Origin of the sequence: Streptomonospora sp. PA3, from assembly GCF_009728995.1 — a bacterium.
Lineage (GTDB): Bacteria > Actinomycetota > Actinomycetes > Streptosporangiales > Streptosporangiaceae > Streptomonospora.
Genome location: NZ_VTZW01000019.1, coordinates 460,738 through 474,096 on the forward strand (window position 1 = coordinate 460,738; position 13,359 = coordinate 474,096).

Here is a 13,359-nt window from a genome sequence, read left to right on the forward strand (position 1 = left end):
TGACCACGACGACGACCGGGGACCATCCCCGCGTGCGCGGGGAGCACAAGTCCATGGTGGCGGCGCTGATCATCTGGTGGGGACCATCCCCGCGTGCGCGGGGAGCACAGTGAATGACCTGCGTCTTTATACGCGCCGCGCCGCGTATCCATTCACTTCGTCGTAATCCGACAAAACCCGCAAATCACGCATACGCCAGCTCAGCGCCGTCCGAATCGGCGCCGTTTGGACGCCTTGCTCCACCCCGTGGGGACTGCCGCCGGCGAGGCCGACGCTCCCTCGTGGGGACGTCGGATCAGCGTCAGGCCTTCGTGGTCGACCGGGTGCCATTTGTGGTCGAACGTCTCGAAGGTGAAGCCCTGCTCGTTGTCGGTGCTGTAGGCCAGCAGTGCGCGCCCCTGTCCGGCGTACTGCTGCACCTCGGCCCACAACGCCGCGCGGATCCGCGCGGAAGGCCCGCCGATGAAGACGCCCGGCGAGATCTCCAACAACCAGCGGGTGAGAAAGCCGCGCAGCCCTGCCGGGCAGTTGGTGAGAACGATGACCGTCACCAGATGACTCCGTCGGCGTAATTGCGTCCGGATTCGACTTCGCCGCCCCGATCGGTCTGCAATGCGACGCGGTCGACAGTGTCGTCGGCGAGCGCGCTGTCGGCCCCTTCGGGCAGAAAAAGTCGCTGCACATCCGCCACACATCGGTCCAGGAACCGGTCTTCGTTGATCCGGTCGCGAATGGCTCGGCGCGTCCGCGGGCCGACTTCCTCCGGGCTCTGCGCCGCGGTGTCGAACGCCACCGGGATCCCGATCTCGGTCTTGTAGAGGTCGGCTATGTCCAGCACGAAGGAGAGTTCGTGGCCGGAGTGCACGAAGCCCAGTCCCGGTATGCAGCCGAGGGCGGCCACGACCGCGTGGCACACCCCGTAGAGGCATTGTGCGGCGGCGGTGACCCCTTGGTTGAGGGGGTCTCCCGAGTCGAAGTCGCCGGGGACGTAACGCCGTCCCTTCCACTGCATCCCCACGCGGGCGGCCTCTTTGCGGTAGAACTCCTTGACCCGTTTGCCCTCCCGCCCCAGCAGTTGCTGACGGGTCAGACCGGCGGGATCCTCGTCGGGGAACCGCATCCGGTACATGGCACGGGCGACCTCGAGCCGCGTCGCCCGGTTGGCCCAGGCACGCGCCTGGGCTTCGGCCAGGGCGGCCGAGCGCGACAGCGAGCGGCCGCCCGCATAGAAGCGGACGCCGCGCTCGCCCACCCACACCACGCCGGCGCCGCACTCGCCGAGCACGCTCATGGCCTGGTGGGTGACCCGTGTTCCGGGGCCCAGCAGGAGGATGCCGATGGTTGCCGAGGGGATGTGGGTGATGCCTTCGCCGTCCTCGGCCGTGATGGCGTTGGCGTCGCGGTGTACCGTGCACCGCTCCAGGTAGACAAACGACAGCCGGTCGCCGACACGGGCCAGCTCGCGCGGGGTGGAGGCGCTGCGCCTACCGACCGTGGCCACCCTTCACGACCCCGCCGGCGCCAGCGTCATCAGCCCGCACCCGTAGGCTTTGGCGCGCCCGAGCCCCTGGGTCAGGGTGCGGCGCAGCGCCTCGGGATCGGTGACCTCCAGGCGCCCGTCGAAGGTGGAGGTGACCAGCGAGACGCGATTCTTGCCTTTCGCCTCGGTGCCTTGTCCAGGCTTGTGGAACGCCTGGCTGCGGCGGTCGTGCACCAGCAGCTCGTACTCGTCTCCCCCGGTCAGACGCTGCTGTTCGGCCGGTCTCTCCAGCACCCGGAATCCGGCCGCCTCTTGGCGTTGGAGAAGCCATTGCGCCTGGTGGCGCGGTGTGACGTGCGCGGTGACCTTGGTGGGTTCGCCCTCCTTGCGGCGGATGCTGTGCACGGGGTTGGCGGTGAGGCGAAAGGCCCACCGCTCCCCCGCGGCCAGCCGCTCCAGGAACGGCGCGTAGTCATAGGTCTGCCAGTTGGGCTGCTGCTTCCAACCGGCCTGTTCCACCACATGGGTCAGGTCGGGTTTGGCGGGGCTGACGATGTAGAGGAACACCTCGGCTTTGGCGTTGCGGTCCACCCGCCACAGCACACGAGGGGTAGCGGTGTCGGTGGGCAGGACGTCGGGAAACGCGTTCATGACAGCGGCGTGCATGGTCCGCGGGGAGGCCAGCAGGCGCCGCGCGCCGCTGAGCGCGGTGTTGAGGCGGAACCGGGTCAGATACATCAGCCGCCTCCGAGCAGGCTCGTCGGATCGTGATCAGGGGCGACGGGGCCGCGGGCGTGGGGGTTGTGGACCTCGACCGCGGTGGTGCGCACCCCGCGCAGTGCGTAGCGGCGGTGGAGGGGGTCGAAGCTCAGCGGCGCGTCGCGCCGGCTGTCGGCCCGCTCATCGCCCGGGGCCGCGTCGACAAGCGTGGTCAAGGAGACTGGCGTTTCGCTGCGCCGCTTGCGCTGGTACCACGGGGCCGCGTGCCACTCCTCGGCGGCGAGTGCGTCCTCGAGCCCGGCGGTGGTTCGGATGCCCAGGTCGATGCGCCGCGCCGGCGGGCAGGAGCGCCGCCCCAGGTACGGCAGGTACACCGGTGCCTGCAGCGCGGCATGCAGCCGGTCGATCAGCGCGTCGTCGCCTTCGAGGGCGGCCACGAATACGGCGTCGGCCAGGTAGAACCGTTCTGAGACGGGCATGGCGGTGCCGGTGTCGAGGTGGCGGGCGGTCTGGTAGTCGCGCAGGCGGGTGCCGGGCTGGTCGATGCGCACGCCGTAGCGCAGCGCCGCCAGGTCCGTCAGGTCGTCGCTGCGCCCGCGTCCCTGGGCCGCGGCCAGGAGCCCGACGACTCCGCTCTTAGTGGGCGCGTTCTCGGTGGTGCGCCGCGCGAAGCGGGCCGCCGATCCCCAGGCTTGCAGGGGACCGGCGAGTTGCAGCAGCAGGACGCTCATGGCGTGGGAGCCGACCGGTCGGCCGCCGCCTGCCCGACGGCGGAGACCAGCTCGGGCAGCGCCAATGCGGTGCCCAGCTCGCCGAGCTTCGCGGTGTTGGGTCCCACCCGCAGTACCCAGGTTTGGGCGTCGTCGGCGACGCCGTAGGCCGCCTCGACGTCTTCGGCGTACTCGGCCAGGCGCTCGCTGGCCTCGCGCAGGTGGCCGTGGCCCAGCTCGACCGGCTCTTCGAAGGCTCCGACGAAGCTGATGGGCCGCGTGCTGCGCAGCTTGACGATCACGGCGTCGGGCAGTGTGTTGTTGCCGAAGGTGTTCTGCTTGCCCGAGGGCATGGATTCCACGAAACCGCGGACGAAGGCCTCCACGGCGCGGCGCAGGGGCTCGGTGATGGGTTCGTCTTCGCGCAGCCCCTCCCCCAGGTTGCGGCGCAGCAGGTCGATGTCCAGGGCCGCGTAGCGGTAGAGGGTCGCGGAGTTGAACTCGACGGTGCCGATCATGCCGGCGCCGGTCTCCTCGTCGGGATTGCGGTCGTCGACGGCGGTGTAGTAGTCGGACTCGTTCTCCACCGGGTGCACGCTGATGGCGTGGGCGACCTGGGCGGCGGCGTCGACGTTGACGTCGGCGCCGTCGGCGACCATGCGGCCGAACAGGGCGATGTCGACGGAGTGGCGGGTGTCGGCCAGCTCCTTGGCGCGCTTCTTGTTGTCCTTGAGGAAGGTCTTGATGTCGGCGCGGCCTTCGACGGCGAGCTCGGCCAGCGCGTCGAGTTGGCGTGTGCTCAGGAACATCAGGTAGGCGGACTCGGGGGCCGGCTCCTCGGCGCCGTCCCGCTTGGCGGCGTCGGCCTTGCGCTTGGGCACCGTGATCTTGGAGCCGGTTGCGGTCTGCACGGTCTCGGCCGCCAGGGTCCAGGCCTCGCGCTCCTCGATCGATTCGTCGATGCGGTGGATGCGCTCGGCCAGCAGTTCGGCCACGCGCTTGGTGCGCACGCCCAGTTCGCCGGCGTCGAGCAGGTCGCCGAAGGCCATGCGGGTGGCGCGCTTCCAGGCCTGGCTGGAGACGCGGGCGCGGCGCACGCCGCCGTAGACGGCCGTCTTGGGGGCTCCGGTGTCGTCGCGGTTGATGTTGCTGGGCGGGACGGTCTGGAGCACGTGCAGGTCCAGGATGCTACGGGTCATGCGGTGTCCTCGTCGGTCTCGGTCTCGGTGGGGGTGTCGGGGGCGGCATCGGGCGCCTCGGCGGGGCGTGCGGAGGATGCGTGGAAGGAGCGTCCCCAGAGGGCGCGCACGTCCTTCTTTCCGCCGGGCTGTTGGAAGTGGTGGATGCGGTCGGCCAGCAGGCCGTAGTCGAGGGGGACTGCGTCGCGCCGCAGCATGACGACGACCTCGCGCAACCGGTAGGCGAGTGTGGGCATGTCGTGGGCGGTGCCGACCTGGACGAACCGGCGGCGCAAAGGCTCGTCGATCTCGCCGGGCGGCATCATCCGGCGCACGGCCGCACCCAGGTCGGGGCCGCGCTGGTGCATCCGCTCCTCGCGGCGCGACTGCTGGTGCACGGCGTAGAGGGTCAGCGCGATGTGGGCCGCGTTCTCAGCCCTCTCCTGATTCTTCTTGTCGTCCTCGGTCTCGTATCGGGTGAACCAGCGACGTGGTGCGTTGGCGTAGAACCGGTCGTCCAGCGTCAGGCCCCACAGTTCGGGAGCGTCGGCGATGGTTTTTCCTGCTCCGCGGCGCAGCTGGGCCAGGGTGGACACGGCGCCGGAGCGGTCCTGGAGGTAGCCGTGCTGGATTTCGCGGACGCGTTCGTCGACGAAGGCGCCGACCCACTGCAGGGGCGGCGGCTGGTGGGTGGCGGTCGTGGTCACGCTGGTTCCCTCACTGCCGGGTCGGTGGCGGACATGGAAAGCGCCTCGTTGAGAGCGGCGCGGAATCGCAGGTCGGCGCCGCCCGCTGTGAGCCAGAAGGTGCCGTTCTTGGTTTCGATGAGGCGGCCGGTCCAGGCTGCGTCGCCGGCCTCGGCCACGAGCCGGTCTCCGAGATCGCGGATGATGCGGTGGGCGCGGTGGCGCCATTCGGTGCGCTTGTCGTCGGGCTCGTCGTTGCTCCGCAGCCCCCACAGCCAGTCGCGGAAGGGGACGTCGAGCGCGGCGAACCCGAGATCGCGGGCCGCGGCCCGCGGGCCCTCGGTTTCGGCTCCGGCGGCCTGAGCGAGCCGCTGGGCGAGATCTCCCAGGACCCGCACGGCCTCTTCGGCGTCGGCGACCGCTCCGACGGCGGTTTCCCCCAGCTCGCTGTCGCGTTCGTGCAGAACGACCACGGCCATGGCGACGCTGTCGTCGACGATTTCGTCGATGACCGACTGCTGGGTGCCGTAGACGGCGCCGAACAGGCGGACCCGCAGCGGGCGGTCGTCCTCCAGCCGTTCCTCGTTGGCGAGCCGGGCGACCCAGTCCAGCACGCGGGGCCGCACCAGGGCCGCGGCCTCCTGGCGCTGCTCGCTGGCGCCGACCCGCCCGGTGACCAGGGCCGCCAGGCCGCGCCAGGCGCTGCGTGTGGGATCGTGCTCGCGCGGCAGGTAGACCTGGGCCAGGCCGTGCTTCTTCTCTTGGGCGGGGCTGCGCCGCCAGGCGGTCATGGGTTCGCGGATGTGCATGTTGTGCGGCGCCAGCGGGTCGCCATAAGCCAGCAGAGCGCCGTAGACGCCGTCGGCGTCGTATTGCAGACGCAGGCGTCGGCTCTGCCAGGTGTAGAGGTCGCGGGGCCCGCTGGGGCGCGCGGACAGTTCGCGGGCGTCGGCGGGGGCGGCACCGGCGGGGTCGCGGCGCCAGGCGGGGCGGTCGTCGGTGTCGATGCGGAGGTTGTCGACGTCGGCGGCGATCAGGTTGAGCAGCAGCGTCTCCTGCAGACTGTCGCCCTCGGCCAGAAGCCCGCCGAGGTTGCCCGCCCACCCCACGCCCTGGGGGTATCCCTTGCCGTTCTTGACCCGGGGGTCGCCCACTGCGCCGGATTTGATGCCGGAGGGGTCGTAGGCGTGGGCGTGGACGGCCCAGCGGGCCGCTTCGGCGAAGGTGAGCCGGTCCGCGCCGCGGGCCCGCATGGTGAAGAACGGGGCGCCGTTGGGGACGTCGGCGACGATCCGGTCCAGGGAGAAGACCTCGTCCTTGGCTGTGCGCAGGTCGGCGACCTGGAAGAAGGGGGTGCGCGGATGCAGCAGGTCGAACCGGTCGCGGTGGCGCTCGAGGTAGTGGGCCAGTGCGTCTGCGGGCAGGCCGTCCGACCAGTACTGCGACCACGCGTGGGTGTCGGGCGGGCCCTCGACGGTGTCATGCACGATCGCCAGGAGCAGCCGCATCAGCGCGAACTCCTGGGTGGGGATGTCGCCGACGATCCGGCGCAGCGAAGCGGACCGCGTCAACACGTCGTGCAGCGACAGCTCGTCCTCGGTGCCGTCGAGGTGCTGCACCGGGATCCACGGTCGGCTGGTCAGGTCGAAGGAGGGGTGGGTGGCGTCATTCGGCACGGTGGACCTCGAGACCGTCGGACCGGGTGTAGTGGAGTTCGTAGCCTGCCAGGTGCCGACGACAATTCTCGTCGAGCACGAGGATCAGCTCGCCGGCGAGCCAGTGGGCCTCCTTGTTCTGCCAGGCGGGGAACCAGTCGCCTTCGAGCTCGGCGATCGCCCGGTCCAGGACTCCCGGATGGGAGAAGGCGGGCGGTAGGCGCATGCCGCAGGCGGCGACGATGCGGGCGAGGCGGGGCTCGGGCGCGGCGTCGGTGGGCAACTCCAGCCCTGCACGGGCGCGGCCGGCGCGGTCGCGACTCAGCTCGGGCATGGTGGCCAATGTGCCGTCGCTGCGCCGCTGCACGACCAGCACCTCGACGGTGTCTGTGGTGTCGCGCACCTGGGCCTTGCCGCGGCGGGTGTCATCGGCATCGCCGACGCCGGCATCGACCCAGCCCACCAGCGCCCGCCCGGGGCGGGCCTGGGGATTGAGCAGGAACGCCGCGGCCTTGGCCTGCTGGTCGGCCTGATGGAGTTCGTGGTCCTCGCGCGCCTGCTCCATGGCCGGGCCCCAGGCAGGAGGTCCCACCGGCAGAGGGCCGTAGGCGCACTGCACCAGGGGACTGATGTCGTCGGGCAGGCGTATCCGGTTGCCGGTCGGTGCGGTTGCGGCCAAGTAGGGCTCGAGCACCGCCAGCGAGCGCAGGAGCGGGTAGCGGCGGTAGACCTTGCGGGAGCCGTATACGGGTTCGGGGACGGCCGCCCGCCAGTCGACGCCGGCGACCAGGCAGCGCGCCGTGCGCAGCCGCGGCGGCCGCAGGTCCTGCTCCCGGCCGCGCGGGTGGCGGTGCAGTCGCCCCATCCGCTGCAGCATCAGGTCGACCGGTGCCAGGTCGCTCACCAGCAGGTCGAAGTCGACGTCCAGCGACTGCTCGACCACCTGGCTGGCGACCACGATGCGCCACGTGGGCCGGGTGCTGCCGCGCTCGGCCACCTTCTCCGGGGAGGAGAATTCGGCCAGCAACCGCTCGTCATTGTCGGCGCGGTCCAGATCCAGGAATCGGGCGTGGGCGACGCTCACCGCGGCGTCTCCGAAACGTTTACGCAGATGGTGGGCGGTTTCCAGCACACGGGCGACGGTGTTGCGCACCACCAGCGCGCATCCGCCTTCCTCCAGCTCGGCCTCCAGCCGGTCGGCGAGCTGTTCGAGATCGTCGTCGAGGCGCTCCAATTCCACTGTGGTACCGCGGCCGGAGGCCGCCGGCGCCGACGTCTGCGGGACGCCTCCGGGGGCGACGGTGGTGATGAGGGGATAACCCTGCGCCTGCTCGACCGCGGCAAAATCCGGGGCGCCGGTCTCGGCGCCGGCGTAGGCCTGGGCCAGTTCCCGGCGCCGATGAGACGGCAGCGTCGCCGAAAGCACCACCACCGGCACCCTGTAGGCGCCCAGCCAGGACAGGACCCGGTCGAGGTAGGCGTTCATGTAGGTGTCGTAGGCGTGCGCCTCGTCGATGACCACGACCTTGCCCGCCAGCGCGAGATGGCGAAGCGCCAAGTGCCGGCTCTTGAGCCCGGCGAACAACAACTGGTCGATGGTGCCGACCGCGAAAGAGGACAGCATCCCCTTCTTGCGGCCCCGCAGCCAGTAGTGGGCGACCAGCTCGGCCGAGGCGGCGAGCTTGTCGGCGCGGGGCTGCCAGGTGTCACCGATGCCGTCGGCGTCGATGCCGGTCAACCGGCGCCGCCCGGCGCGCATCAGGTCGGTGAAGTGCTCGTTGAGGGCGGCCTTGGAATGGGCCAGGAACACCGAGTGCCGCCCGGTGTCGCCGCGCGCGTCAGGGAGCCGATCCAGCCAGGCGGTCATGCGCGGGAACATGGCGTTGCCCGTGGCCATGGTGGGCAGCGCGACGAAGCAGCCGCCCGCGCCGGAGCGGGCGGCGAAGATCTCGCTGGCGGCGAAGGCGGCTTCGGTCTTGCCCTCCCCCATCGGCGCCTCGATCACCATCAGACCGGGTGCGGCCATGTCGCGGGCCATCGTCACCGCCGCCTGCTGCACGGGGCGCACCTGCGCACCGGAAGGCAGGTCGAAGCGGTTGGAGAAGAGGTCGGCCGGCTCGCCGTCGGGCTCCACCGCCGCCCACGGGGGCGGTAGATCGAGTCCGCGCCAGGCTCGCTCGACGCGTTCGTCCTCGCTGCGGTGCTCGCCGGAGAAGTAGGGGAAGAGGTCGGGGTTGCTGGCGATCCAGTCGGCGACGATCACGATGGCGCTCAGCAGGACTTGGACCGGCTGCGGCAGCGCCACCTGTTTCCAGTCGGCCACGCGCTCGCCTACGCCGCAGTTCCGGGCGGCGGCGTCGAGGAGTTCCTGTTGGACGCTGCGCCAGGCCTCTTCGCTGCCGCGGGTGCGCAGCAGGGAGCGATGCCAGCTCAGCTCGTGCATGTCGGACTGGGTCGGGGGCACGCCGTGGTGGCCGCCGACGACGATCGACAGCTGGAACGTGGCGGGCTTGGACCATCCGTGGTGCTCGACCAGCCACTCCTGTAGGAGCAGTTGGCCGGCCAGGCCGTGCGGGGCGAACTTGCGGTCGGCGATCTGCTTCTGCAGCCGCATTTCCAACCCGACCTCGCGCATACGATCGGCGAGATCTTCGACCTGGCAGGCGAAGGCCGGCGTGGCCTTGCCGATGTCGTGGACGGCGGCCAGCCACACCGCGAGCCGACGCGCGTCATCGGCGCCGCCGGGAAGCGCGTCGCTGATCAGCCGGCGAACCTGGGCGGGGATCCACTCATCCCACAGCCGACCGGCGACGGCGGCGCTGTCGGCCATGTGCCGCCACAGGGGAAGCCAGTCGTGGGAGTCGTGGTCGTGCTTGGCCCACACGCGCCGCGCGGCCTCCGTCAGGCCATCGAGCCAGGGCTGGGGGGCGCCCTCGGTTTCCATGCTGGAAGTTAACCGCACACGACCCCCACAAGGCAGGAAAAACGGGAAACTCGGTGCCCCGCTTACCCGCGGTGGATGCGGGCCGGAGGGCCGACGGGCCAAGCCGCCGCCCCCCGAACCGCCCACCCCCGGATCACAGGGACCATCCCCGCGTGCGCGGGGAGCACGTCTCGAAACCCGCGACGATGAGCAGGAACAGGGGACCATCCCCGCGTGCGCGGGGAGCACATCGCCGCGGCGCCGCCGGGCCCGAACCGACGGGGACCATCCCCGCGTGCGCGGGGAGCACCTGATCGATTGGCTCGCTGACCTGGTCGGATGGGGACCATCCCCGCGTGCGCGGGGAGCACCGGTTGGCGGAGTCCGGCCCCGACCGGTTCGGGGGACCATCCCCGCGTGCGCGGGGAGCACCGGTTGGCGGAGTCCGGCCCCGACCGGTTCGGGGGACCATCCCCGCGTGCGCGGGGAGCACCGTCCTCCAGGGCCCGCACGGCCCGCCGGACGGGGACCATCCCCGCGTGCGCGGGGAGCACACATGCGAGCGCGCGCCCCTCCCCGGAATGCCCTGGGACCATCCCCGCGTGCGCGGGGAGCACAAATGCCCGATTCTGACCCCCGCTAAGTGAGCGGGACCATCCCCGCGTGCGCGGGGAGCACTCGGTCATCTCCTTGTTGCGGATCCGGGTGATGGGACCATCCCCGCGTGCGCGGGGAGCACTGCTTGTTGTTGCGGCCCGCCTGCGTGTTCGTGGGACCATCCCCGCGTGCGCGGGGAACACAGCGGCACGAACCCGTAGCGGTCCGCCCGCCGGGGGACCATCCCCGCGTGCGCGGGGAGCACCGGGCCGGTGATGCGGTTGGCGCGCCAGGACTGGGGACCATCCCCGCGTGCGCGGGGAGCACCGTCGCTGGCGGGTATCGAGACCAACGAGGCCGGGACCATCCCCGCGTGCGCGGGGAGCACCTGACCCCGATCGTGCGGGGCGCAGCCGACGGGGGACCATCCCCGCGTGCGCGGGGAGCACCCGTTCCTCATGGAGGACGGGTCCACCTTCGTGGGACCATCCCCGCGTGCGCGGGGAGCACCCTGGTTGGTGGCTGGTGAGGCTTGGTCGCCGGGGACCATCCCCGCGTGCGCGGGGAGCACGCTATCACCGCCGGTATCGCCGCGCTCGGGGTGGGACCATCCCCGCGTGCGCGGGGAGCACATCCCATACCAGGACGTAATGGCGTTCGTGTTGGGACCATCCCCGCGTGCGCGGGGAGCACGCCGCCGGGCGCACGCGCGGCTCCACCTCGGTGGGACCATCCCCGCGTGCGCGGGGAGCACAGCTCCAGCACCATCAGCACGTCGCCGGCCTCGGGACCATCCCCGCGTGCGCGGGGAGCACGGCCTATGACGTCCAGCTACGCGACCACGCGGGGGACCATCCCCGCGTGCGCGGGGAGCACCGCTTTCGCGGACGCGGCGCAGGCCCTCCGCGGGGACCATCCCCGCGTGCGCGGGGAGCACTCGTCCCTCGTCTCGGTGGTGCCGTCGTCGCCGGGACCATCCCCGCGTGCGCGGGGAGCACGTCCCGGCGGACTGGTGGCCGCCGAAGTCCTGGGGACCATCCCCGCGTGCGCGGGGAGCACGTCACGTGGCGCCACGACGGCGCCGAGACCCTGGGACCATCCCCGCGTGCGCGGGGAGCACATCGAGTACCTGCTGATCACCGGCGGCGCGCTGGGACCATCCCCGCGTGCGCGGGGAGCACGACGCGAGCCAGCGCGCGCACATCGGAATCCAGGGACCATCCCCGCGTGCGCGGGGAGCACTGGTACTGGTACGGGTACTACCTCTCCAGATGGGGACCATCCCCGCGTGCGCGGGGAGCACCGATGCGGTGTTTCGGGGTGAGGTAGAGCCCGGGGACCATCCCCGCGTGCGCGGGGAGCACGCCGGGTCATGCGCCCACGGGGTCCCGTCGATGGGACCATCCCCGCGTGCGCGGGGAGCACCCCGAGCCCAACACCAGTATCTACGCGGCTTCGGGACCATCCCCGCGTGCGCGGGGAGCACCACCGCCACGAAACCTCACCCGCGGACACGCCGGGACCATCCCCGTGTGCGCGGGGAGCACTACCTGCCCATAGGCGGGTGTCGATGGTGACCGGGACCATCCCCGTGTGCGCGGGGAGCACCAATCCCGGTTGCCTCACCCTCCAGGGTGACTCGGACCATCCCCGTGTGCGCGGGGAGCACGCACCCGGATCACGCGGGAGCGCCCGCTCGCCGGGACCATCCCCGTGTGCGCGGGGAGCACGGGCGTTTGTCGGCGCGGCCGACGACGCCGCGGGGACCATCCCCGTGTGCGCGGGGAGCACCTGGGCAGGCGGGTGCTGATCGCGACCGGAACGGGACCATCCCCGTGTGCGCGGGGAGCACTCGCTCCCGTCCATGCGCTCCAGCGGCCCCCAGGGACCATCCCCGTGTGCGCGGGGAGCACATGAGGAGAGGTGCGTTCACGCGCGCCGCTCCGGGACCATCCCCGTGTGCGCGGGGAGCACCTGTATCAGAACCGCATGAGCTACAAACCGCGGGGACCATCCCCGTGTGCGCGGGGAGCACCGCAACTGCCCGCGCCAAATTTGACGCGGGCAGGGACCATCCCCGTGTGCGCGGGGAGCACATCGCGAGCCAGTAGATGCGGGTCTGGGTGTCGGGACCATCCCCGTGTGCGCGGGGAGCACATCGACGCCACCCCCGGCGAGTTCCGGGACGTGGGACCATCCCCGTGTGCGCGGGGAGCACACGGTGGGCGTCGGGGGTGCCGCCCCGGTCGGGGGACCATCCCCGTGTGCGCGGGGAGCACGCGTTCCGTGAGGGCGCCTACGACACGGTGCCGGGACCATCCCCGTGTGCGCGGGGAGCACTCCACGTCGGGGGGGATGGCCAGGGTCGGGGCGGGACCATCCCCGTGTGCGCGGGGAGCACAGCCCGCCGGAGGCCTCGACCCAGTTGTCTCGGGGACCATCCCCGTGTGCGCGGGGAGCACACTGAATGACCTGCGCCTTCGCCGACCTTATAAGCCGTTCTCGTTCACTTCACCACAAACCGACAAAAGCCCCACACTTCCGCGAACCGCAGACTCCTTAAGGCCAGCATCACCCTCTACAGGGCGAGGGGAGGAACCCTCACTCGATCGAAGCGGCCCTGCAGTCCCCACTGTTTGATCAGTCTCCCCCACCGTTCCTTGTGGCCGAATCGGGACCCGATCTCGCGCCCGGTGGGCAGCGAACCGTCCTCGCCGCGGTTGTCCAGGGCCCAGCGCCAGGCCTCGATCTGAATCCGTGGTACCGACTCAAACGGGGCGACAGCTCCTGCGGCGCCTGCCGAAGCGGCCATCTCGGCAGCCTCGACGACATGCAACCGTGGCCGTCCCCCTACACCGGACTCGGACTCACCCTCGGTTTCCAGCCGCCCAGTCGACCCTGCCTCAGCGGGGGACGCGACACCTGCTGTACGCGAGACCTGCTCATCATCGGCGTACGCCGGGCGTTCGCCGCGGGCGGCCACTCGGAAGTGGCGCATGAGCAGTTCATAGGCGCCCATCAGGGCGAAACTCGGCCAGGCATGGATCACCCGCGACCACACCGTTGGGTCGGCCACCGCGACGTTGGCGGCCAAGGAGGCCGCGCTGCCGACGATCAGCAGGGTCCAGGGCAGCACTCCCCCACGCCGGCCCTGGCGGGCGTCGCTGAGTAGGGACATGGAGGCGGCGACGATCATGCCGTCTACCGACAGCGGGAACAGGCCGGCGCGCCAGGCGGGCTCGCCGTGGCGCAACGCGAGCTCGAACATGTGGGCGTAGGACACGACCGCGGCGATGGCGGCCAGCAGGCAGACGGTCGCGACGGTGGTCCAGCGCGAGAGAGGTGAGGCGTGCATGGCGGGTCACTCACTCATTTCCCAGGTGGAAGGGGAACGGTGAGGGAGCCGTCCG

Annotated in this window: 9 protein-coding genes and 2 CRISPR repeat arrays (1 of these 11 only partly in view); all 9 genes read right to left on the minus strand. The window is 71.4% G+C overall.

What is annotated here, in order from left to right; all coding sequences use genetic code 11:
- Nucleotides 1-108: a CRISPR direct-repeat array (repeat unit 21 nt; unit sequence CCCCGCGTGCGCGGGGAGCAC) (it extends 2,791 nt beyond the left edge of the window).
- A 92-nt stretch (nucleotides 109-200) separates the two neighbouring features.
- Complete coding sequence (cas2e, locus tag FZ103_RS21260) at nucleotides 201-551, minus strand: type I-E CRISPR-associated endoribonuclease Cas2e (protein WP_186356633.1); 351 nt, start codon at nucleotides 549-551, stop codon at nucleotides 201-203.
- Entirely contained in the window at nucleotides 548-1,501 is a 954-nt protein-coding gene (gene cas1e, locus FZ103_RS25730) for a type I-E CRISPR-associated endonuclease Cas1e (RefSeq protein WP_156003597.1), read from the minus strand. The genes cas2e and cas1e overlap by 4 nt, the downstream gene beginning before the upstream one ends.
- A 3-nt stretch (nucleotides 1,502-1,504) precedes the next feature.
- Nucleotides 1,505-2,218 (minus strand): type I-E CRISPR-associated protein Cas6/Cse3/CasE, encoded by a 714-nt coding sequence (gene cas6e / locus FZ103_RS21270; protein ID WP_156003598.1) that lies wholly within the window; start codon nucleotides 2,216-2,218, stop codon nucleotides 1,505-1,507.
- The gene (gene cas5e, locus FZ103_RS21275; protein WP_156003599.1) at nucleotides 2,218-2,931 is read right to left on the minus strand and encodes a type I-E CRISPR-associated protein Cas5/CasD; all 714 of its coding nucleotides are present in this window, start codon (nucleotides 2,929-2,931) and stop codon (nucleotides 2,218-2,220) included. The genes cas6e and cas5e overlap by 1 nt, the downstream gene beginning before the upstream one ends.
- Nucleotides 2,928-4,109, minus strand: a complete 1,182-nt coding sequence (gene cas7e / locus FZ103_RS21280; RefSeq protein WP_156003600.1) for a type I-E CRISPR-associated protein Cas7/Cse4/CasC — start codon at nucleotides 4,107-4,109, stop codon at nucleotides 2,928-2,930. Before cas7e ends, cas5e begins: the two co-directional genes overlap by 4 nt.
- The gene (gene casB / locus FZ103_RS21285; protein ID WP_186356634.1) at nucleotides 4,106-4,795 is read right to left on the minus strand and encodes a type I-E CRISPR-associated protein Cse2/CasB; all 690 of its coding nucleotides are present in this window, start codon (nucleotides 4,793-4,795) and stop codon (nucleotides 4,106-4,108) included. The genes cas7e and casB overlap by 4 nt, the downstream gene beginning before the upstream one ends.
- Entirely contained in the window at nucleotides 4,792-6,450 is a 1,659-nt protein-coding gene (gene casA, locus FZ103_RS21290) for a type I-E CRISPR-associated protein Cse1/CasA (RefSeq protein ID WP_186356635.1), read from the minus strand. The genes casB and casA overlap by 4 nt, the downstream gene beginning before the upstream one ends.
- Complete coding sequence (gene cas3, locus FZ103_RS21295; RefSeq protein ID WP_156003601.1) at nucleotides 6,440-9,373, minus strand: CRISPR-associated helicase Cas3'; 2,934 nt, start codon at nucleotides 9,371-9,373, stop codon at nucleotides 6,440-6,442. Before cas3 ends, casA begins: the two co-directional genes overlap by 11 nt.
- A gap of 138 nt (nucleotides 9,374-9,511) precedes the next feature.
- Nucleotides 9,512-12,411: direct repeats of the CRISPR family, unit length 29 nt; unit sequence GGGACCATCCCCGCGTGCGCGGGGAGCAC.
- Nucleotides 12,412-12,527: 116 nt separating this feature from the next.
- Nucleotides 12,528-13,304 (minus strand): DUF2637 domain-containing protein, encoded by a 777-nt coding sequence (locus FZ103_RS21300; RefSeq protein ID WP_156003602.1) that lies wholly within the window; start codon nucleotides 13,302-13,304, stop codon nucleotides 12,528-12,530.
- Nucleotides 13,305-13,359: the final 55 nt, after the last annotated feature.

Bases quoted from the DNA above. Each gene is read 5' to 3' on its own strand.
- cas7e (WP_156003600.1), bottom strand. From the start codon at position 4,109: ATGACCCGTAGCATCCTGGACCTGCACGTGCTCCAGACCGTCCCGCCC.
- cas3 (WP_156003601.1), bottom strand. From the start codon at position 9,373: ATGGAAACCGAGGGCGCCCCCCAGCCCTGGCTCGATGGCCTGACGGAG.
- cas5e (WP_156003599.1), bottom strand. From the start codon at position 2,931: ATGAGCGTCCTGCTGCTGCAACTCGCCGGTCCCCTGCAAGCCTGGGGA.
- FZ103_RS21300 (WP_156003602.1), bottom strand. From the start codon at position 13,304: ATGCACGCCTCACCTCTCTCGCGCTGGACCACCGTCGCGACCGTCTGC.
- cas6e (WP_156003598.1), bottom strand. From the start codon at position 2,218: ATGTATCTGACCCGGTTCCGCCTCAACACCGCGCTCAGCGGCGCGCGG.